General features: G+C 70.4%; 19 protein-coding genes. 10 read left to right on the top strand and 9 right to left on the bottom strand.

Annotated elements, in window-relative coordinates; all coding sequences use genetic code 11:
- The first annotated feature begins 62 nt into the window (after positions 1 to 62).
- From E1293_RS07860 to E1293_RS07830, 7 genes are all read left to right on the top strand, one after another.
- Entirely contained in the window at positions 63 to 1,055 is a 993-nt protein-coding gene (locus E1293_RS07860) for a carbohydrate ABC transporter permease (protein ID WP_132195386.1), read from the top strand.
- A 4-nt stretch (positions 1,056 to 1,059) separates the two neighbouring features.
- Positions 1,060 to 1,926, top strand: coding sequence for a carbohydrate ABC transporter permease (locus tag E1293_RS07855; RefSeq protein WP_132195384.1), 867 nt, complete (start codon positions 1,060 to 1,062; stop codon positions 1,924 to 1,926).
- A gap of 36 nt (positions 1,927 to 1,962) precedes the next feature.
- A complete protein-coding gene (locus tag E1293_RS07850; protein ID WP_132195382.1) occupies positions 1,963 to 3,225 on the top strand; it encodes an ABC transporter substrate-binding protein in 1,263 nt (420 codons plus the stop codon).
- Between the two features lie 84 nt (positions 3,226 to 3,309).
- A complete protein-coding gene (locus E1293_RS07845; RefSeq protein ID WP_132195380.1) occupies positions 3,310 to 4,593 on the top strand; it encodes a Gfo/Idh/MocA family protein in 1,284 nt (427 codons plus the stop codon).
- Complete coding sequence (locus tag E1293_RS07840) at positions 4,593 to 5,675, top strand: dienelactone hydrolase family protein (protein ID WP_132195378.1); 1,083 nt, start codon at positions 4,593 to 4,595, stop codon at positions 5,673 to 5,675. Before E1293_RS07845 ends, E1293_RS07840 begins: the two co-directional genes overlap by 1 nt.
- A gap of 193 nt (positions 5,676 to 5,868) precedes the next feature.
- The gene (locus tag E1293_RS07835; protein ID WP_132195376.1) at positions 5,869 to 7,452 is read left to right on the top strand and encodes a carbohydrate-binding protein; all 1,584 of its coding nucleotides are present in this window, start codon (positions 5,869 to 5,871) and stop codon (positions 7,450 to 7,452) included.
- A gap of 30 nt (positions 7,453 to 7,482) precedes the next feature.
- Positions 7,483 to 9,018 (top strand): pectate lyase family protein, encoded by a 1,536-nt coding sequence (locus E1293_RS07830; protein WP_132195374.1) that lies wholly within the window; start codon positions 7,483 to 7,485, stop codon positions 9,016 to 9,018.
- 196 nt (positions 9,019 to 9,214) lie between these two features.
- Here E1293_RS07830 and E1293_RS07825 read toward each other — a convergent pair whose 3' ends face one another.
- The gene (locus E1293_RS07825; protein WP_132195372.1) at positions 9,215 to 10,330 is read right to left on the bottom strand and encodes an RNA-guided endonuclease InsQ/TnpB family protein; all 1,116 of its coding nucleotides are present in this window, start codon (positions 10,328 to 10,330) and stop codon (positions 9,215 to 9,217) included.
- Between the two features lie 54 nt (positions 10,331 to 10,384).
- On the opposite strand from E1293_RS07825, the gene E1293_RS47315 reads away from it, so the two are divergent.
- Both E1293_RS47315 and E1293_RS07820 read left to right on the top strand, forming a co-directional pair.
- A complete protein-coding gene (locus E1293_RS47315; RefSeq protein ID WP_165978126.1) occupies positions 10,385 to 10,546 on the top strand; it encodes a hypothetical protein in 162 nt (53 codons plus the stop codon).
- A 149-nt stretch (positions 10,547 to 10,695) separates the two neighbouring features.
- Positions 10,696 to 11,406, top strand: a complete 711-nt coding sequence (locus tag E1293_RS07820; protein WP_132195370.1) for a YwaF family protein — start codon at positions 10,696 to 10,698, stop codon at positions 11,404 to 11,406.
- Here E1293_RS07820 and E1293_RS07815 read toward each other — a convergent pair.
- From E1293_RS07815 to E1293_RS07780, 8 genes are all read right to left on the bottom strand, one after another.
- Entirely contained in the window at positions 11,403 to 11,789 is a 387-nt protein-coding gene (locus tag E1293_RS07815) for a VOC family protein (protein WP_132195368.1), read from the bottom strand. The two genes, E1293_RS07820 and E1293_RS07815, sit on opposite strands and share 4 nt — an antisense overlap.
- A gap of 10 nt (positions 11,790 to 11,799) precedes the next feature.
- Entirely contained in the window at positions 11,800 to 13,059 is a 1,260-nt protein-coding gene (locus E1293_RS07810; protein ID WP_132195366.1) for an amidohydrolase, read from the bottom strand.
- Positions 13,056 to 13,763, bottom strand: a complete 708-nt coding sequence (locus E1293_RS07805) for a trimeric intracellular cation channel family protein (RefSeq protein WP_132195364.1) — start codon at positions 13,761 to 13,763, stop codon at positions 13,056 to 13,058. Before E1293_RS07805 ends, E1293_RS07810 begins: the two co-directional genes overlap by 4 nt.
- Before the next feature lie 133 nt (positions 13,764 to 13,896).
- Positions 13,897 to 14,565: a maleylpyruvate isomerase N-terminal domain-containing protein gene (locus E1293_RS07800; RefSeq protein WP_132195362.1), complete on the bottom strand. Its 669-nt coding sequence runs from the start codon at positions 14,563 to 14,565 to the stop codon at positions 13,897 to 13,899.
- A 1-nt stretch (position 14,566) separates the two neighbouring features.
- Positions 14,567 to 15,226 carry a response regulator gene (locus E1293_RS07795; protein WP_132195360.1) on the bottom strand — a complete coding sequence of 220 codons (660 nt, stop codon included), beginning with the start codon at positions 15,224 to 15,226 and terminating at the stop codon, positions 14,567 to 14,569.
- Positions 15,223 to 16,377, bottom strand: a complete 1,155-nt coding sequence (locus tag E1293_RS07790) for a sensor histidine kinase (protein WP_132195358.1) — start codon at positions 16,375 to 16,377, stop codon at positions 15,223 to 15,225. Before E1293_RS07790 ends, E1293_RS07795 begins: the two co-directional genes overlap by 4 nt.
- Positions 16,374 to 17,207, bottom strand: coding sequence for a CPBP family intramembrane glutamic endopeptidase (locus tag E1293_RS07785; protein WP_132195356.1), 834 nt, complete (start codon positions 17,205 to 17,207; stop codon positions 16,374 to 16,376). Before E1293_RS07785 ends, E1293_RS07790 begins: the two co-directional genes overlap by 4 nt.
- A gap of 141 nt (positions 17,208 to 17,348) precedes the next feature.
- Positions 17,349 to 19,202, bottom strand: a complete 1,854-nt coding sequence (locus E1293_RS07780) for a helix-turn-helix domain-containing protein (RefSeq protein ID WP_165978125.1) — start codon at positions 19,200 to 19,202, stop codon at positions 17,349 to 17,351.
- Positions 19,203 to 19,324: 122 nt separating this feature from the next.
- Between E1293_RS07780 and E1293_RS07775 the strand changes: the two genes are divergently transcribed.
- Positions 19,325 to 19,996 (top strand): TetR/AcrR family transcriptional regulator, encoded by a 672-nt coding sequence (locus tag E1293_RS07775; RefSeq protein ID WP_132195352.1) that lies wholly within the window; start codon positions 19,325 to 19,327, stop codon positions 19,994 to 19,996.
- Position 19,997: the final 1 nt, after the last annotated feature.

Below are 19,997 nucleotides of genomic sequence, written 5' to 3'. Positions count from 1 at the left end.
ACGTCATCTCCGGATTCGCTATAAGAAAGCGCTATCTCAACCACCTCACCGAGAGGCCAGTGATGACGCTGAGGCCCGCTGCGGCCGACACGGCGACGGAGACGGCCGAGCCTCCGGACACGCCCCCCGTGCAGACGGGCGGACGCCGCCGACGCCGCCGCAAGAGCTCCCGCGCCCGCTCGCAGGCATGGGCCGGCTACCTGTTCCTGGCCCCCTGGTTCATCGGCCTGTTCGCCATCACGCTCGGGCCGATGATCGCCTCGCTGTACCTGTCGTTCACCGACTACAGCCTGCTGGCCCCCGCGCACTGGGTCGGCCTGGACAACTACGACAAGATGTTCACGGCCGACGACCGGTACATCAACTCGCTCAAGGTCACGACCACCTACGTCGTGGTCTCCGTCCCGCTCCAGCTCGCCTTCGCCCTCGGGCTGGCGCTGGCGCTGGACAAGGGGCTGCGCGGGCTGCCGTTCTACCGGTCGGTCTTCTACCTGCCCTCGCTGCTCGGCGGGAGCGTGGCGATCTCGATCCTGTGGAAGAAGATCTTCGGGACGGACGGGATCGTCAACACCTTCCTCGGCTGGTTCGGCTACGAGGGGCAGGGCTGGGTCACCAGTCCCGACACCGCGCTGTGGACGCTGATCGTCCTGCACGTCTGGACGTTCGGCGCCCCGATGGTCATCTTCCTCGCCGGGCTGCGGCAGATCCCGCGGAACCTCTACGAGGCGGCGCGGGTCGACGGCGCCGGCACGCTCCGGCAGTTCCGCTCGATCACGCTGCCGCTGCTCACCCCGATCATCTTCTTCAACGCCGTGCTGGAGGTCATCAAGTCGTTCCAGTCGTTCACGCAGTCGTTCGTCGTCAGCGGCGGCAACGGCGGGCCGGTCGACTCGACGCTCTTCTACACGCTCTACCTCTACATCAAGGGCTTCAAGAACTACGAGATGGGATACGCGGCCGCGATGGCGTGGGTGCTCCTGCTCATCATCGGGGCTCTGACCGCCGTCAACTTCCTCATGTCTCGATTCTGGGTCTTCTATGGCGACGACAACTAAGGCGATGACGACCAAGACGACGAACAGGCGCGTGCCGGTGCTGTTCCGGCCCGCCTCGCGACTGACCAAGCACGCGCTGCTGATTGTGTTCGGGCTGTTCATGCTCTACCCGCTGTTCTGGATGATCTCCAGCTCGGTCAAGCCCGAGGAACTGATCTTCCGGGAGCCCGGCCTCGTCCCGTCCGATGTCACCGCCGGGAACTACACCGGCGGCTGGCACGCGCTCAAGCACTCGTTCGGCTACTACCTGTGGAACTCGGCGGTCCTCACCTGCCTGGCCGTCGTCGGCAACCTGTTCGCCTGCTCGCTCGCGGCCTACGCGTTCGCCCGGCTGGAGTTCCCGCTCAAGAAGCTGTGGTTCGCGATCATGCTGGTGTCGATCATGCTGCCGCACCACGTCACGGTCGTCCCGCAGTACATCGCGTTCAACAAGATCGACTGGATCAACACGATCTGGCCGATCGTGCTGCCCAAGTTCCTCGCCACCGACGCGTTCTTCATCTTCCTCATGGTGCAGTTCATCCGCACCCTGCCCCGGGAGCTGGACGAGGCGGCGGCGATCGACGGCGCCGGGCACCTGCGCACGTTCCTCCAGGTCGTGATGCCGCTCTGCGTCCCCGCGCTGGCGACCACGGCGATCTTCACGTTCATCTGGACGTGGAACGACTTCTTCACCCAGAACCTCTACCTGACCAACTCCGACAAGCTCACGGCCCCGGTCGCGCTGCGCCAGTTCCTGGATTCCAGCGGCGACTCCTCGTGGGGGCCGATGTTCGCGATGTCGATCGTCTCGCTCGGTCCGATCTTCGGATTCTTCCTGGCCGGCCAGAAGTACCTCGTCCGAGGAATGGCGACCACCGGCCTCAAGTAGCCCTCTTCTCCCCCCGTTCCCCGGAGGTTCAACGAAATGAAGCGCATCCTGGCGGCGACCGCCGCCATGCTGGTCGCGGTGTCGGCCACCGCCTGCGGAAGCGGCGACGGCGGCGGTTCCGGCGACAAGAACAAGATCGTCTTCTCCTACTGGGGCAGCGACTCCCGGCAGAAGCTGACCGAGGCCGCCATCGCCAAGTTCGAGGAGAAGAACCCGTCGATCAAGGTCGAGGGCGACTTCTCCGACTTCGACAGCTACTACGAGAAGCTCGCCACCAAGACCGCTGCCGGGGACGCCCCGGACGTCATGTCCATCGAGATCCGCGCCCTGGCGGAGTACTCGAGCCGGGGCACCATCGCCGACCTGAACGGCAAGGTCACCACCACCGACCTCGACCAGAGCGTCCTCAAGGCCGGCCAGGTCGACGGGAAGCAGTACGCGATCCCCACCGGCGTCAACGCCTTCCCGATGATCGTCAACAAGAAGGCCGTGGAGAAGGCCGGCCAGAAGGTCCCCGACGACAAGACCTGGACGTGGGACGACTACATCTCGCTCGCCCAGAAGATCACCGCGAAGAACGGCGGCAAGACCTGGGGCACCGAGTACAACGAGAACCCGGCGTTCCTGCAGATCTTCGCCGGGCAGAAGGGCGAGCCGTTCTACAAGGACGGCAAGGTGGGCGTCTCCGAGCAGACCGTCAAGGACTGGTGGACGCTGCTGCAGAAGATCATCGACACGAAGGCGGGGCCGAGCGCCGCCAAGATGCTGGAGACCGGCACCAAGCCCGACCAGGCGCTGCTCGTCACCAAGGAAAGCGCTTTCGGGAGCTGGTGGAGCAACCAGCTCGACGCGCTGACCAAGGGCTCCGGTGAGGAGCTGGACCTGCTGCGCATGCCGAAGTCGCCGGGCGCCACCGCCTCCGGCATGTTCCTCCAGCCGGCCATGTACTACACGATCTCGGCGCGGACCGAGAAGACCGCCGCCGCCCAGAAGTTCGTCGACTTCCTGGTCAACGACCCGGACGCGGGCGCCATCCTGCTCAGCGACCGCGGCCTGCCCACCAACGCCAAGGTCGTCACCGCGATCAAGGGCAAGCTGTCCCCGGCCGACCAGAAGGTGCTGGCCTTCATGGACTCCATCAAGGGCGAGCTCAGCCCGGTCGTCGTCCCGCCGAAGGGCGCGACGGAGATGGAGGACATCCTCAAGCGCGCCACCGACTCGGTGCTGTTCGGCAAGGCGACGCCGGACGCGGCGGCCAAGACCTTCATCACCGAGGCCAACAACTCCCTGTCCCAGTAAGGGCACCATCCATGACCCGCCGTGCGGTCCGCTCTCGGACGGCCGGGCCGCACGGCGCCCACCCCTCTCTGGAGTCCCCGCACCATGCGATACGCCTTCGTCGGCCTCGGCCACCGCGCGCAGATGTACGTCGACGCGCTACTCGGCGAGTGGAGCGACACCGGCGAGATCGTCGCGCTCTGCGACCCGAACCGGACCCGCCTCGGCTACTACACCGACCGCATCGGCCGCCCCGTGCCGTGCTTCGAGCCCGCCGAGTTCGGCAAGATGCTCGGACTCGCCGACGCGGTCGTGGTCGCCACCGTCGACGCCACCCACGCCCGCTACGTGGTCGAGGCCCTCGACGCCGGCAAGGACGTCGTCGTCGAGAAGCCGCTGTGCACCACCGCCGCGGACTGCGCGGCCATCATGGCCGCGGCCGGGCGGAGCACCGGCAGGCTCATCGTCACCTTCAACTACCGCTACTCGCCGCGCAACAGCGCCGTCCGCGAGCTGATCGCGGACGGCGCGATCGGCGACGTCACCTCCGTGCACTTCGAGTGGGCGCTCGACACCATCCACGGCGCCGACTACTTCCGCCGCTGGCACCGCGACAAGGCGAACTCCGGCGGCCTGCTGGTCCACAAGGCCACCCACCACTTCGACCTGGTCAACTGGTGGATCGCCGACGCCGCCGCGTCCGTCTACGCGCAGACGTCCCTGCGCTTCTACGGCGCCGGTAACGCCCGCGAACGGGGGCTCGCCGACCGGCCCGAACGGGCCCGGAACGCGCCTGGCCTCGGCACCGACCCGTTCCTGCTGGACCTGTCCGCCGATCCCCGGCTGAAGCGCCTCTACCTGGACGCCGAGCACGAGGACGGCTACCTCCGCGACCAGGACGTCTTCGGCGAGGGCGTCACGATCGACGACAACATGTCGGTCCTCGTCCGGTACGAGCGCGGCGCGCTGCTCACCTACTCGCTCAACGCGCACGCGCCCGCCGAGGGATACCGGGCCGTCTTCAACGGCACCGCCGGGCGGCTGGAGCTGGACGTCGTCGAGCGGGCGTGGACGCCCCCGCACGCGGCGATCGACCCGACCGCGTCCGGGAAGGAGCACGCGGCGGGCGCGTCCGAGCGGATCGTCCTGCACCGGCACTGGCAGCTGCCGGAGGAGGTCGCGATCGAGCAGGGTGCGGGCGCGCACGGCGGCGGCGACGCGCTGCTGCTGGACGACGTGTTCCGCGGCCCATCGGACGACCCGCTCGGCCGCCAGGCCGGGCACCGCGCGGGTGTCGCGAGCGTGATGATCGGCGTGTCGGCCGACCTGTCCGCGTCGACCGGCGCCCCCGTCGCCCTCACGGGCGGCGGCACCCGGCAGACCGGCTGATGATGCCCGGGGAGTTCGCCGGCCTGGCGGAGGTCGCGGGGCGCAGCCGCGGCCTCTTCCCCCCGTCGGGCCCGGATCTCCCCGGACGGCTGCGGGACGTGCTGGGCGTCCTGGAGCTGAGTGCCGGCGACGTCAGGATCGAGCGTCGCTGGACCGCCGCCGGCCTGGCGGGGGAGGAACTGTCGTGGACGGTGGGCTACGGCCCCCGCACCCGCGCCTTCCTGCTCCGCCCGGCCGGCGTCGCGGGCCCGCTGCCCGGCGTCGTCGCGATGCATTGCCACGCGGGCATGAAGCGGGCGGGCAAGGACAAGATCGCCGACGGGCCGGAGCGGCCCGCGCCCGAGGTCGTCCGGCTGCGCGCCGAGCTGTACGCCGGCCGCGCCTATGCCTGCGAGCTGGCCCGCCGGGGCTTCGCCGTGCTCGCCCACGACGTGTTCGCCTGGGGGAGCCGCCGCTTCCCGCTGCCCCTCGCCCCCGACCCGGACGCGAGCGAGGCCGACCGCTACGACCGTGCGGCCCGCGAGCACGAACACGTCCTGGAGAAGACCTGCACACTCCTCGGCACCTCGTTCGCGGGCGTCATCGCGTCCGAGGACCTGGCGGCCGCGGCGTACCTGCGTTCCCGGGCCGACATCGAGTCGGTCAGCACGATCGGCCTGTCGGGCGGCGGGGCACGGGCCGCCCTGCTGGGCGTCCTCGACCCCGCGGTCAGCGCGGTGGCCGTGGCCGCGATGGTCTCCTCCTTCCAGGATCTCCGTGCCGAGCATGTGGCCGCCCATTCCTGGATGCTGTTCCCGCCCGGACTGACGCGCCTGGCCGACTGGCCCGGCGTCGTCGCCGCCCGCGCTCCCTCCCCGCTGCTGGTGCTCTACGCGGCGGCGGATCCGCTCTTCCCCGCCCAGGGCATGCGCCGCGCCCATCTCCAGATCACCGAGGCGTACCGGAAATCACCCGCCACCTATACCGGATCATTTTTCAACGCTCCGCACTGCTTCGACCGGCCCATGCAGGAAGCCGCATTCGATTGGCTGGCCGATACCGTCTCCGCTTCCGCGGCGAGGAATCCGAAGCCGGCGAACTGATCGCATAAATATCGGGGAAGTGGGCGCCTCGCTCGCGGGGGCGCGATGAATGCTGCCCGAAAAATGTCGGCCATGAATATTCATGAAAAGAATGCAAGCCTGTTGACGCCTTGTTTGCGGGCGCCTAGCTTTTTCCAGAGAAAGCGCTTTCTCAGAACGGTCGAAGACAGTCTGAACGACTTGGAGATTAGCGATGCACCTCAGACCCGTCATCGCGTGCGGCACCTTGGTGGCCGGCGCGCTCGTCGCACTCTCAGCGCACACCGCGCAAGCCGCCACCACCCGCTACGAGGCCGAGAGCTCCCCGGCGGTGTGCGACGGGACCATCGACTCCGACCACACCGGCTACTCCGGCGGTGGTTTCTGCAACAGCGAGAACGCGTCCGGCGCCTACGCGCAGTTCGGCGTGACCGCCTCGGCCGCCGGCACGGCGACGCTGCGCGTCCGCTACTCGAACGGCACCACCGGCGCACGGCCCGCGAACGTCACGGTCAACGGCGCGTCCGGCCCGTCGGCGTCGTTCGGGGCCACCGCCTCGTGGGACGCGTGGACGACCGAGACGATCACGCTTCCGGTGAACTCGGGCTCCAACACCGTCCGGCTCACCGCGACCAGCGCCAACGGCCTGCCCAACATCGACTACATCGAGGTCGACACGGACGGCGGCGACACCACGCCACCGGACGACGCGGACACGCTGTACGTCTCCCCGAGCGGCGGCGACGGCGCGTCCGGGACGGAGTCGGACCCGACGACGCTCACCTCGGCGATCGACCGCGTCGCCTCCGGCGGGACGATCTACATGCGCGGCGGCACCTACGGCCTCTCGCAGACGGTCACCATTCCGCCGGGCAACGACGGCACCTCCGGCGCCCGCACGGAACTGTCCGCCTACCCGGGTGAGACGCCGGTGCTGAACTTCTCGTCCATGAGCGAGGACTCGGCGAACCGCGGGCTCGCCGTGAACGCGTCGTACTGGCACGTCTACGGGCTCGTCGTGGAGCACGCCGGCGACAACGGCATCTTCGTCGGCGGCAGCAACAACATCATCGAGCGCACGGTCACGCGCTTCAACCGCGACACCGGGCTGCAGATCTCGCGCATCGCATCGAGTACTCCGGACGACGAATGGCCGTCCAACAACCTCGTGCTGAGCGCGGAGTCGCACGACAACGCCGACTCCGACGGCGAGGACGCCGACGGCTTCGCCGCGAAGCTCACCTCCGGCCCCGGGAACGTCTTCCGCTACGACGTCTCCCACAACAACATCGACGACGGCTGGGACCTCTACACCAAGGACGACACCGGCCCCATCGGCGCGGTGACCATCGAGAACTCCCTCGCCTACGAGAACGGCACCCTCAGCAACGGCGGCCAGGCCGGAAGCGGCGACCGCAACGGCTTCAAGCTGGGCGGCGAAGACATCGGGGTCAACCACGTCGTCCGGAACAACATCGCCTTCGGAAACGGCCACCACGGATTCACCTACAACAGCAACCCCGGCTCGATGACGATCTCCGGCAACGCCAGCATCGACAACGCCGAGCGCAACTTCTCCTTCGACGAAGGCAGCTCGACGTTCCGGAGCAACACCTCGTGCCGGTTCGACGTCGACGGCTCGAACGACAAGACCGTCGGCAATGCCGACAGCTCCAACCAGTTCTGGACCGGCTCGAACGGCTCCCGCTGCGGGTCCTACTCCGGCTCCCTGGGCTGGTCCTTCACGTCGAGCGGCCAGCTCGTCGTCACCTTCGGCGGCAGGACGCCGACTCCGTAGCCGCCGACGAACACCGAAGGAGAAGCGAGCATGAGACGAACGAACGTACGGCGACTCTGGGCGGCGGTGGCGGCGACGTCCCTCGCGGCCACGGCCGGTGCGGTCCTGGCGATGCCCGAGGTGTCGGCGGCGGCCGGTGGCGCCACCGGCTACGCGACCCAGAACGGCGGGACCACGGGCGGCGCGGGCGGCCAGACCGTCCGGGCCACGACCGGGACCGCGATCCACACGGCCCTGTGCAACCGGGCCAGCAGCAGCACCCCGATCACCATCGAGGTCGAGGGGACCATCAACCACGGCAACACCAGCAAGGTGTCGGGCGACAGCTGCAACACCGCCGACGACAAGATCGAGCTCAAGCAGATCAGCAACGTCACGATCATCGGGGTCGGCGGCGGGGCGGTGTTCGACCAGCTGGGCATCCACATCCGCGAGTCCAGCAACATCATCATCCAGAACGTGACCGTCAAGAACGTCAAGAAGTCGGGCTCGCCCACGTCCAACGGCGGTGACGCCATCGGGATGGAGAGCGACGTCCGCAACGTCTGGGTCGACCACGCCACCCTGGAGGCGTCGGGCGGAGAGGACGAAGGGTACGACGGGCTCTTCGACATGAAGGACAACACCCAGTACGTGACCCTGTCCTACAGCATCCTGCGCAACTCCGGACGCGGCGGCCTCATCGGATCGAGCGAGAGCGACACGTCCAACGGCTTCGTCACCTTCCATCACAACCTGTACCAGAACATCGACTCCCGTACGCCGCTGCTGCGCGGCGGCACCGTCCACACCTACGACAACCACTTCGTGGGTCTGGTGAAGTCGGGCATCAATTCCCGGGTCGGGGCGCACGTGAAGGTGGAGAACAACTACTTCGAGGACTCCAAGGACGTCCTCGGCACCTTCTACACCGACGAGCTCGGGTACTGGCAGGTCAGCGGCAACATCTACGACAACGTGACCTGGACGAGCGAGGGCGAGGAGAACCACCCCGCCGGCCCGGACCCGCAGTCCAACACCAGCGTCAGCATCCCTTACTCCTACGACCTCGACGACGCCGGCTGCGTGCCGGACGTCGTCAGCCAGACGGCGGGTGCGGGCAAGGGCCTGCGGGTATCGGACGGCAACTGCACGGCGCAGTCACCGACCCCGACCCCGACCGACCCGACACCCACCGACCCCACGCCCACCGAGCCCAGCGGGACCAACCTCAGCCTCGCTGCGGGCGCCGACGGCTCCGGTAAAGCCAGTGGCACGAGCTACGGCAACGTCCTGGACGGTGACATGAGCACCTACTGGTCGCCGTCCGGCTCGACCGGCTCCATCTCGATCAAGTGGGGCACCGCCACCGCCGTCTCGCAGATCAACATCCGGGAGGCGGCGGGTGCCGCGGGCGCCATCGGGTCGTGGCAGGTGCTGAACCACGACACCGGCGCCGTCCTGGCCTCCGGCAGCGGGGCGGGCGTCATCGCCGTACCGCCGACCTCGCTGAAGAAGATCACCTTCACCATCACCGCTTCGTCCGGCACGCCGAGGATCGCCGAGTTCGAGACCTACGGCGGTTGACGCGCTCCCCGGCCCGAGGGCCGGGGATTCGGCCTGTGACCGCACCCGCTCAGGGTGCGGTCACTTCCGTGGCTTCCTGCTTCAACGGGCTGTGCCCCGAACGAGCCGGAGTCTTACCTGCCCTCCATCAGGCGTTTAAGGTCTCCGCCTCCCCCGGACGCCCGGGGGTTTCCGTCCAGCGGCGACCAGTAAGGCATCACGTCGTGATGCGGCGTCCTTGGTCCAGGATGTTGCGTGCAGCGTTGACGTCTCGGTCATGATCGGCCCCGCACTGCTCGCACGCCCATTGGCGGACTTGCAGGGACTTGGGGCCGTCGCGGTGCCCGCACTGCGAGCAGATCTGCGAGGACGCAAACGTCCGGTCGACCCGCACGAACGTCCGGCCGTACCGCCGGGTCTTGTACTCCAGCATGCCAGTGAACGCCGACCAGCCCGCGTCGTGCACCGATTTGGCCAGCCGGGTGCGCGCCAGCCCCTTCACGCTCAGCGTCTCGACATAGACCGCTTGGTTGTCGCGGGCCAGTTCGGTCGAGAGCCGGTGATGGAACTCGCGGCGCGCGTCGGCGACCTTCGCATGGGTGCGGGCGACCTGCAGACGGGCCTTGTCGCGGTTGGCCGATCCCTTCTGCTTGCGGGACAGTCCCCGCTGGGCCTTGCGGAGCTTCTTCTCGGCGCGGCGCAGGAAACGCGGTGAGTCGATCTTGCGGCCATCGGAGGTGATCGCGAAATGCTCCAGCCCAAGGTCGATGCCGATCTGCGAGCTGGTGTCGGGCGGGTCGGGCACGTCGGCGGTCTCCACCACGAACGAGCAGAAGAACCGGCCCGCAGCGTCCTTGATCACGGTCACGGTGGACGGCGTGCACGGCAGCCGCCGCGACCACCTCACCGCGACGTCGCCGACCTTCGGCAGCGACAGCTTCCCGCCATTGGTGATCGACCAGCGGGCGTTGGCGGTGAACCGGATCGACTGGCGCCGGTCTTTGCGGGACTTGAACCGCGGCGCGCCCACCCGGGGGCGTTTGCCGGCCAGGCCGTCGAAGAACGCCCGGTAGGCCGCCTCCAGGTCCCGCAGCGACTGCTGCAGCACCACTGACGACACCTCGCCCAGCCACGAGCGCTCCGGGGTCTTCTTCGCCGCCGCCATCGCCGCCGACAACTCGGCCGCCTTCACCGACGGCAGCCCCGCCTGGCGGGCGTCCTCCCGCGTCCGCAATGCGTCGTTGAACACCACCCTGGCGCAGCCGAACGCCCGCGCGAGGGCTTGTCGCTGCCCCCCGGTCGGGTAGAGGCGGAAGGAGTATCTGAGCTGCACCCGCCTAACCTAGGGGGTTTCACCGGACCGCACCTGGAACGCCTGGAGGCGATCATGCGGGCGGTGTGCGGCGACTTCGAGGTCGAGTTCGCCGAGTTCAACGGCGAGGGCGACCACGAACAGGCTTGGTCGGACCCCTGCTTCGCCGGATCGGCCCGCGGCGCCCCGATCAGCGTCCTGCGCCAATACATCGAGCAGCAGAACTACCCGGCTTGAGACCGGTGCCGCCGGATCGCTCCGGAGGCGATCCGGCTAACCCTGTCCCGCTCCGCGGGAGGGTCAACTCCACCCCGCGCTGAGGGACGGAGCACTACCGACGAAACCGGTAGCGGCGCGAGCGCACCGGCGGCGGTTAGCATCAGCGGATGCCGCTGACCGCCGCCGGTGAGTTCGCCGTGTACGGGCCCTCGCACTGGGCGGCGCTCGGGCTGTTCGCGGCCGGATGCGCCGCGCTGGTGCCGCTCGGCCGCGCCCAGCGGACGGAGCCCGGCGGCGGGTTCGGAGAGCAGGCGAGGGGCTTCAGCAGGGCGTACGCGCTGGCGATCGCGTACGTGATGATCGGCACGCAGGTGTACTCGCTGCTGCCGGGGCAGTGGCGCATCGGCGGGTCGCTCCCGCTGCAGCTGTGCGACCTGGCGTGGCTCACCGCCGTCGGCGCGCTGTGGACGCTCGGCCACCGCTGGTTCACGCTGACGTACTACTGGGGGCTCACCCTGTCCGTGCAGGGCCTGCTCACACCGGCCCTGCACGGCGGCGACTACCCCGACATCGACTACCTGGGCTTCTTCGGGATGCACCTGATGATCGTGTGGGCCGCGGTGTACCTGACCTGGGGGCTGGGGATGCGCCCCGGCTGGCGCGACTACCGGTTCGCGGTCGCGGCCACCCTGGTGTGGGCCGTCGCCACGTTCGTCTTCAACCTGATCGCCGGGACGAACTACGGATACCTCAACGAGAAGCCCGGCAGCGCCTCGATCCTGGACGTCCTGGGCCCCTGGCCCTGGTACGTCCTGGTCGAGACCCTGGTCATCCTGGCCGGCTGGGCCCTGATCACCTGGCCCTGGACCCGCCGCTAGCCCGAACCGGAGGGCGCCCGGCCCAGGTCCACGACGCAGAAGAGGTTGCCGTCCGGGTCGGCGAGGACGACGAAGTCCGGCTCCGGCGGATACGACTGCCAGTCGACTCGGCTCGCGCCGAGACCTATCAGCCGCTCGACCTCGGCCTCCTGCTCGGGCTCGGTGTCCACGAGTAGATCGAGATGCACGCGCGGCCGAGGTTCTACGGGCGAGTCACTGCGCATCAGACCCAATGCCCTGCCTGATCCGTCCGCGTGATTCAGCGTCCTCCAATTGGCGTTCTCCCACTCCGGTGTGGCGACGAGGTCGAGTGCGGACGTCCAGAAGGCCACTGCGCGGGGAAGGTCGTTCACGCCGATGACCGGGAAACCGAGTCTGAGCATGGGGCCGAGCCTAAGCGTCCGTGCCGAGCCATTCGAGGGCGGCGACGGTGAGGGCGGTGACGCCGGTGTCGAGGGTCGGCTGGATGACGGGTGCGAATTTGGGGGAGTGGTTGACGGGGATGTCGCGTCCGACCGTGCCCTGTTCGGCGGCCTTGGTGTAGAGGTCGGCGTCGATGCCGCCCAGGCCCCAGTAAGCGAATGGCGTGTGCAGGGCTTCGGGGATGACGCTGAAATCCTCGCTGGCCGTCTGCAGAGGGATGGTGCTGAAGTCGTCCCCGAAACGCGCCTTGAAGGCCCGCGCGAGCCGCCCGGCCACCTCGTCGTCGTTGACGGTCGGCGGGAACGTGTTGAGGCGTTCGATCTGCGGTTCCCTCGATGCGCCGGACGCCGCGGCCTCGGCGTCGACGCACCGCTTCACCGCATCGAGGACGTGCCGCCGCGTGTCGTCGTCGTAGGTGCGGATGTTCAGGAGCATCACGGCGGTGTCGGGGATGACGTTCGCGCTCGCGCCGGCCTGGATGCTGCCCACGGTCACCACGGCGGGGGTGGTGGCGGCCAGCTCGCGGGACACGATGGTCTGGAGCCGCAGCACGCACATCGACGCCAGGACCACCGGGTCGACGGTCGCCTGCGGCATGGACCCGTGGCCGCCGCGCCCGTACAGGGTGATGCGCAGGCTGTCGGCGGCGGAGAAGAACGGCCCGGACCGCACGCCGACGTATCCGGCCGGCTGCGCCAGGACGTGCTGGGCGAACGCCACGTCGGGACGCGGGATCCGGTCGGCGAGGCCGTCCCCGACCATGGCGGCGGCGCCGGCCGAGTCCTCCTCGGAGGGCTGGAACAGCGGGACGAGCGTCCCCCGCCAGGCGTCCTTGGCCTGCGCCATGAGCCGGGCGAAGCCGAGCAGGCAGGTGACGTGGACGTCATGCCCGCAGGCGTGCATTACGGGCCGCTGATGCCCGTCCCCGTCGGTGACGGTCACTTCGGAGGCGTAGGGGAGGCCGGTGTCCTCCTTGACCGGCAGCGCGTCCATGTCGGCGCGCAGCAGCACGGTCGGGCCGTCGCCGTTGGCGAGGACGCCCACGACGCCGGTGCCGCCGACGCCGTCGGTGACCTCGTATCCCCAGCCGCGCAGCCGCTCCGCCACCCGCGCGGCCGTGCGGTGCTCGGCCAGCCCGAGTTCCGGGTGCGCGTGGAGATCGGTGTAGAAGTCCTCCAGCTGCGGGCGGACGTCGTCCAGCCCGGCCAGTACGGTGTCGGCGGCGGTCATGGCTCCCTCTCCCCTCGTGAACCGCGCCGGGTCCGGGCCCGGACGCCCCGCAACGCGGTGGACGGCTCCAGCGGCAGCCCCTCGGGAAGCCGCCAGCCCCGCCGGTGCGCGATCGTGCGCAGCACGAACCCCAGCAGGATTCCGGCGACGATCCCGACCGTGGGCGCCTCCAGATATGAGCAGAGGACGAACACGCCGGCCACGGCCACGGCCACCGTCGCGTACAGCGCGTTGCCCCCGAGTACGGCGGGGACGCGGCCGCGAAGCAGGTCGCGGACCGCGCTGCCGCCGACCGCGGTGATGGTGCCCAGCAGCAGCGCGGGCAACCATCCGAGGCCGGCCGCGAGGGTCTTCTGCGCGCCGACCACCGCCCAGAAGCTGATGACGGCCGCGTCCAGCGGCGTGAACAGCCGGTCCCACTGCTCCTCGCTGAACTTGATCAGGAACGCGATCAGCGCGCCGGCGAACGCGGTCGGCAGGTAGGCCGCGTCCGTCAGGGCGACCGGCGTGCCGTGCTGCAGGAGCGTGTCGCGGATGATGCCGCCGCCGAGCCCGGAGATGGTGCCGACGACGAGGTAGCCGAACAGGTCCAGCCCCTCAGCGCGGGCGACCACGCCGCCGAGCAGCCCGCAGGTGAACACGCCGGCCAGGTCCAGATAGCGCGTGATCGTGTTGATCGTGTCCGGAGACAGCCATCCGCTCAACTGTGCCCTCCCGGCCAGGTAACCGCGGACCGGACGCGCTGCTCAGGCCCCTGTCGCGTGTTCCGGATCTTCAGCCAGTCCATCATGGCCGCCCAGGGAACGGAACGGGCCCCCGCCGGTGGGGCGTGGCGCGTCAGCCGAGGACGAACGGGAGCTTCGCGGCGAGACCGTCCAGCGCGGCCTTCTCCGCTTCGGACGGCGCGCGCCGTCCGGTGCCGACGAGCAGCGCGTCCGTGTCGGAGAGCGCGGCCGGGAACGGGCTTCCGGCGATTCTCTCCAGCGCCGCGCGTGCCGCCGCGAGGGTCTCGGCGGGCGGCTCGGGGGACGACGGGAGATGCGCGATCAGGTCGAGGTGGTGCAGCGTCCATTCGAGGACGTACGCGGACAGGTAGTCGCCGGCGGTCAGCACCTTGTCCTGGGTGCTCACGCGGGCGGCCGGGTCGGCGAGACCGGCGGCGCGGCCCGCGGCGGAACCGACGTCGTCGAGGTGGAACTTGAGCAGCCGCGGCTCGCCGTACGCGGCGGCCAGCCGGGGGATCAGCGCGTCGAGCGGGTCGTCGCCGGTCGGCGGGCCGACGAGGTCCCAGTAGGTGACCGCGTCCGCGGTCGGTTCGGTCTCGGCGGGCGTGACCAGGGTGATCAGGACGTCCTGGGCGTCGATGACCAGGTGGCACACCAGGTCCCGGACGAGCCAGCCGGCGCAGCCGGACGGCCGCGCGAAGTCGTCGTCCGGAAGTGCGGCGACCGCCGCGAGCAGCGCCGTCCACGAGCGTGCGAAGTCGTCCGTGCGAGTGTCGTCCATGTCAGGTCACCAGGCCCCGGCGGTAGGCGTAGACCACGGCCTGCACGCGGTCGCGCAGGTCGAGCTTGGTGAGGATGCGCGACACGTACGTCTTGACGGTCTCCTGGCTGATCACCAGTTTCCCCGCGATCTCGTTGTTGGACAGGCCCTCGGCGATGAGGCGGAGCACCTCCATCTCGCGCGGGGTCAGCGGGGTCTCCTGCGGCCTGCCGTCGGCGGGACGGATCCGCGCCGCGTACTTGCCGACGAGCTGCCGGGTCACCTCCGGCGCCAGCAGCGAGGAACCGGCGGCGACCGTCCGGATGCCCTGGAGTAACTGCGCGGGCGGCGCGTCCTTCAGCAGGAACCCGCTCGCGCCCGCGCGCAGCGCCTCGTACACGTATTCGTCCAGGTTGAACGTCGTCACGACGAGCACCTTGACGGGGTGCGCGACCCCGGCGCCGGCCAGCTGCCGGGTCGCCTCGATGCCGTCGAGCACCGGCATCCGGACGTCCATCACCACCATGTCCGGGTCGAGCCGGCGGGCGAGCTCGACGCCCGCGCGCCCGTCCCCGCACTCGCCCACCACCTCCAGGTCGGGCTGCGCGTCGATGATCGTGACGAAGCCCGTGCGGATCAGCGCCTGGTCGTCGCAGACCAGCACCCGGACAGGTGCGTTCACGACCGGCTGCCCCCGGGGATGCGCGCCCGCACGACGAAGCCGCCGCCCGTCCGCCGGTCGGCGCTGAACTCGCCGCCGAGGGCGTCGACCCGCTCCCGCAGCCCGGTGAGGCCCCGCCCGCTGCCGCCCGGGGACGCCGTCCGCGACCCGGAGCCGTCGGTGCTGACCTCCACGGTGATGTCCCTTTCGCCATAGCGCACGAGAGCGACCGTGCGACTACCGTGAGCGTACTTGAGCGCGTTCGTCAGGGCCTCCTGAACGACCCGATAGGTCACGAATTCCGCGCTGCCGGCCGATTTCGCCCGTTCGCCCTCCTCGGTGAACTCCACCGGCTGCCCGGCCTGCCGGGTCTGCTCCACGAGCGTGCCGAGCTCGCCGACGGACGGCACCGCCGGGTCGGTTCCGTTGTCGGGGTTGAGCAGGTCCAGCAGGTGCCGCAGGTCGCTGATGGCGCGGCGGCCGGTGTCGGTGACGGCGGTCAGCGTCTCGTCCAGGCGGTCGGGCGCGGCGGTCAGGTACCGCGCGGCCTCGCTCTGCACGACCATCGCCGTCACGTGGTGGGTCACCACGTCGTGGAGTTCGCGGGCGATGCGGGTGCGTTCGGCGGTGCGGGTGTCCTCGGCGACGCGGCGGCGGCGTTCGGCCTCGGCGGCCCGCGTCGCGCGCAGCCACGACCCGACGACCCACGCGGCGGCCATCGTCGCGTAGATGACCAGGAACCCTTCCAGCTTCTCGGACGAGCCCATCCGGTTGAGCACGACCGCCAGCGCGAGGTACGCGGCGGACAGGCCGGCGATCGTGGCGCGGCGGTGGCGCTCCAGGTAGGCGCTCGTGCTCACCAGCGCGATCGGCAGCGCGGTGCCCGCGAGCGAGTGGTAGCCGCGGATCTGGTCGATGGCGAAGCCGAGCGACACGAGCGCGACGCAGACGGTGGTCCACCGCCGGCGCAGGGCGAGCGGGAGGCACTGGAGCAGGACCGCCAGGACTGCCAGCTCGTCGTAGCCGCGGCCCGGCATGTCACCGAGCTGCGTCCCGCGCCCTTGGAACGTCGGCAGGAACGCGAGGGAGGCGAGCAGGAGCGCGAAGGGGAGGTCCCGGACCGTGACGTGGCACCGCCGCCACAGGTCCGGGACCCGACGGTGATCGATCACTGGGCGAGCGTAGCGGTCGCGGCGACGCGGGTGCCCCGGCCACGGGGGATCACGTTGCCCTTGCGGTGCGCCAGCGCCATCATCACGACCGCCGTCAGCAGGCCGAACCCGATCGCGTACAGGCTGCCCTCCGGGCCGAACTCGCCACCGGTGACCAGGTCCGGGCCCGAGGTGGTGCCGCGCAGCAGGCCCTCGGTGTCGCCGTTGCCGGAGACCACGGTGCTGAAGATGCCGGCCGCGGTGAAGTTCCAGGCGAAGTGCAGGCCGATCGTGAACCACAGGCTGCGGGTGAGGGCGTAGGCGGCGGCGAGCATGGTGCCGGCCTCGATCGCGATGGCGACCGCGCCGAACAGGGTGGCGTCCGGGTTGGCCATGTGCCACAGCCCGAACAGCACGGCGGTCGCGACCAGCGAGCCGTACGTCCCGGCGCGCTCCTCGATGATCCGGAACAGCACGCCGCGGAAGATCACCTCTTCCGTCACGGCCGCGCCGGCCATGAAGCCGACCAGCCCGAGCGCGCCGAGCGCCGAGCCCTTCCCGTCGATCTCGTAGTCGCCCAGGAAGGCGAGGTTCGCGATCACCGACCCGATCAGCGCCGTACCGACGACCATCCCCACGCCGAGCCTGACGGCGATGCCCTTGCGGGCCAGTTCGGTGACCTCCCGGCGCTCGGACCACCGCACCGTCGCGGCGTACACCACGAGCGTCAGCGCGGCCGTCACGAGACCGACGACCAGGGTGAGGATCTCGTTGTCCTGCACCGCGGTGGCGATCTGGCCGCCGATGAGGCCGACCAGCATGACGGGTATGAGCTGCTTAAGCAGTCGCATGACCGCTCCTTCGGGAGGGGGTCCGCGACCGAGTGCCGCGGCTGCAAGAACGCTATGGATCCGGCCCCCTCCGGGGCTTCACCGCACGGTGGACACTCGCCTGTAGCTCGCATAGGGGACAGCCGGTAGACGGGAGTGCGGTCAGGCGTCGAGGTCGCGGCTCAGCCGGTGCAGGCGCAGCGCCAGCTGCACTTCCAGGGTGTGGTCCGCGCCGTTCCAGTCCACGCCGAGGAGGCGCTTCACCCGGTCGAGGCGCTGGGTCACGGTGTTCGGGTGGATGTGGAGCCGCTTGGCGCTGGCGACGAGGCTCTGCCCGGTGGCGAAGTAGGTTTCGAGCGTCTCCATCAGCATGGTCGAGCGCTGCTCGTCGTGCTGGATGACCGGGCCCAGCGTCCGCTCCACGTACCGTCCGGCGGACGCGCCGTCGCCGAGGAGCAGCCCGGCGTAGCCGAGGTCGGCGGCCGTGGCGGCGGCGCCGGCCCGGTCGAGCCGGAGCAGGGCGTTCGCGCAGGCGAGCGCCTCGGCGTAGGCGCCCGGCAGGTCGGCCGGGTCGTCCACGGGCCCGGCGGCGCCGACGGTGACCGGCGACCCCAGCCGCTTGGTCATCGAGCGCGAGACGCCCCGGGCCGTCAGCGACGGGTCGTCGGACGGGATGACCAGCACCGCCTGGCCGTCCCGCACGGTGCTGAGGCCGTCGCGCGCGGCGGCGAGGTCGGACGCCACGGAGGCGAGGCTCCGCCGGTTCTCCGCCCGGATGTGCGCGACGACGACGGCGTGCCGCTTCTGCGGCTGGTAGCCGATCCGCAGGGCGCGCTCGGCCAGCGAGGAGTACGTGCGGGGGTTCGGCGTGAGGAGGTCGTCGAGCAGCTCGCCGCGCACCCTGGCCTCCGCGGCGGCGAGGTTGCGGCCGAACAGCTGGAGCAGCGACGCGACGACGGCCGCCCGGTCGAGCAGCCGCCGGTCCAGGTCGCCGGCCTCGGCGGCCTGGACCGGCGGGGCCCAGACCAGCGTGCCGAGGTTCTCGGTGCCCGCCACCAGGTCGGTGGCCCGGTACGTCCCCTCCGGGACGCCGGCGGCCATCGCCTTCAGGACCTCGCCCGGCGCCCCGGGCGTCCAGGCGACGGGCGCGCCGAACTCGTCGAAGATGGCGAGCACGCCGCCGAGCTGGTCGCCCGCCGCGGTCACGACCTCCTGGACGCCGCCGCCGCGGAGCACGATGTCCATGCTCTGGTCGTGCGCCGCGACCGCGCGCTCCGCGTCGACCGTCCGCTCGCGGAGCGTCTCGTTCGCCTTCCCCAGGGCCATCAGCGCCTGGTCGGTGTCGGCCCGCTGCTGCGCCTGGTCGATGGCGGACGTGGCGAGCGCGGCGAACGATCCAAGCAGGGCGATGGCGTCGTGGGAGAACGGGCCGGGCGTGCGGTTGGAGGCGAACAGCACCCCGATGACGGTGCTGTTGCGCAGCGGCACGCCGACGATCGACACCTGCCGCTCCGCCTTGACCGATGCGTCGACGGCGGGATCGTGCGTCAGCCGCTCGTCGCTGAAGTAGTCGGGCGTGGAGAACGGCGTGCCCGTGACGGCGACCCTGCCCCCGATCCCGGTGCCGAACGGGATCCGGACGTCCCGCCACGCCGAGGACGTCGCGCCGACCATCACCCGCATGCACGTCGCCTGGCCTTCGTTCAGGCTCAGGTAGGCCATGTCGCAGCCGAGCAGCCGCTGCGCCTGGCTCACGATCAGGTTCAGGACGGTGCCGGGGTCGCCGTGGTCCTCGGCCAGTTCCTTCGCGCACTCGACCAGCGCGCGCTGCTGCTCGTGCCGGGCATGCCGCTTTTCCAGGGTGTCGCGGAGCTGGAGCGCGAGCGTGTGCTCGGCTTGCAGGTCCGCTATCTCGGCGGGTGACGCGGCGTCCGCCACCGCGGCGTGCAGGATCTCGTCGTAATGGGGCAGTGGTGCCCCGTCCACGAGTAGCCGGAGAAAACTGCGCCTGTTCACAACGCTCCTCGGACTGAATAAGCGCATAGTCACCGAGTAGCATGCCCATGTCAAGACTTGCGGGCATCGGTACTCGGGGGCACCGGCACCATGCGCCGCACCTGAGGAGGCGGGAGTCGCGGATGGCCAGACGGCAGGCCCGGTACACCGCGCAGGACCTGGCGGACGACCCCCGGCTGCAGGACCATTCCCCCGACCTGTGGAGAGCGGATCTCGCCGCGGTGCCGCGCGGCCTGCTGACGTCGGCGGTGCGCTGCTTCGCCGCGAACGGCTTCCACGCCACGACCACGCGCGACATCGCCGAGGGCGTGGGGCTCAGCCCGGCCGCGCTCTACGTCCACTTCCCGTCGAAGGAGCTCGTCCTCTTCGAGATCATCCGCGCCGGCCACGAGCGGGTGCTGGAGTACGTGCGGGACCCGGCCGTCCTGCCCGCGCACGGCGACGGCTCCGCGGACCGGCTCCGCGCCGTCATCGCGGGGTACACCGTGTGGCACGCGCGCCACCACGTCGCGGCGCGCGTCTGCCAGCTCGAACTCGCCGGCCTCACGGCCGAGCACTACGACGAGATCCTCGAAGTGCGGCACCGGACCAACGCGTTCTTCCGCGACACGGTCGCCCGCGGCGTCGCCGACGGGTCGTTCGCGCAGGTCGACGTCAAGCGGGTCACGCGCGCGATGCTGTCGCTGAGCATCGACCTCGTCCGCTGGTACCGCCTCGACGGGTCCGACTCGCCGGAGCAGCTCGGCGAGTTCTACGCCGCCCTCGCGATCAGGATGGTCGCGCCGCCCGGCTGAG

The organism is Actinomadura darangshiensis (assembly GCF_004349235.1).
GTDB lineage: Bacteria > Actinomycetota > Actinomycetes > Streptosporangiales > Streptosporangiaceae > Spirillospora > Spirillospora darangshiensis.
The sequence above is the reverse complement of the archived record's forward strand: the minus strand, read 5'-3'. Positions and strand labels throughout refer to the sequence as shown.

What these genes read in the sequence shown, in the direction of transcription:
- E1293_RS07830 (WP_132195374.1), top strand. Translation starts at nt 7,483, where the DNA reads ATGAGACGAACGAACGTACGGCGACTCTGGGCGGCGGTGGCGGCGACG.
- E1293_RS07835 (WP_132195376.1), top strand. Translation starts at nt 5,869, where the DNA reads ATGCACCTCAGACCCGTCATCGCGTGCGGCACCTTGGTGGCCGGCGCG.
- E1293_RS47315 (WP_165978126.1), top strand. Translation starts at nt 10,385, where the DNA reads ATGCGGGCGGTGTGCGGCGACTTCGAGGTCGAGTTCGCCGAGTTCAAC.
- E1293_RS07820 (WP_132195370.1), top strand. Translation starts at nt 10,696, where the DNA reads ATGCCGCTGACCGCCGCCGGTGAGTTCGCCGTGTACGGGCCCTCGCAC.
- E1293_RS07810 (WP_132195366.1), bottom strand. Translation starts at nt 13,059, where the DNA reads ATGACCGCCGCCGACACCGTACTGGCCGGGCTGGACGACGTCCGCCCG.
- E1293_RS07855 (WP_132195384.1), top strand. Translation starts at nt 1,060, where the DNA reads ATGACGACCAAGACGACGAACAGGCGCGTGCCGGTGCTGTTCCGGCCC.
- E1293_RS07845 (WP_132195380.1), top strand. Translation starts at nt 3,310, where the DNA reads ATGCGATACGCCTTCGTCGGCCTCGGCCACCGCGCGCAGATGTACGTC.
- E1293_RS07860 (WP_132195386.1), top strand. Translation starts at nt 63, where the DNA reads ATGACGCTGAGGCCCGCTGCGGCCGACACGGCGACGGAGACGGCCGAG.
- E1293_RS07850 (WP_132195382.1), top strand. Translation starts at nt 1,963, where the DNA reads ATGAAGCGCATCCTGGCGGCGACCGCCGCCATGCTGGTCGCGGTGTCG.
- E1293_RS07815 (WP_132195368.1), bottom strand. Translation starts at nt 11,789, where the DNA reads ATGCTCAGACTCGGTTTCCCGGTCATCGGCGTGAACGACCTTCCCCGC.
- E1293_RS07840 (WP_132195378.1), top strand. Translation starts at nt 4,593, where the DNA reads ATGATGCCCGGGGAGTTCGCCGGCCTGGCGGAGGTCGCGGGGCGCAGC.
- E1293_RS07785 (WP_132195356.1), bottom strand. Translation starts at nt 17,207, where the DNA reads ATGCGACTGCTTAAGCAGCTCATACCCGTCATGCTGGTCGGCCTCATC.
- E1293_RS07800 (WP_132195362.1), bottom strand. Translation starts at nt 14,565, where the DNA reads ATGGACGACACTCGCACGGACGACTTCGCACGCTCGTGGACGGCGCTG.
- E1293_RS07775 (WP_132195352.1), top strand. Translation starts at nt 19,325, where the DNA reads ATGGCCAGACGGCAGGCCCGGTACACCGCGCAGGACCTGGCGGACGAC.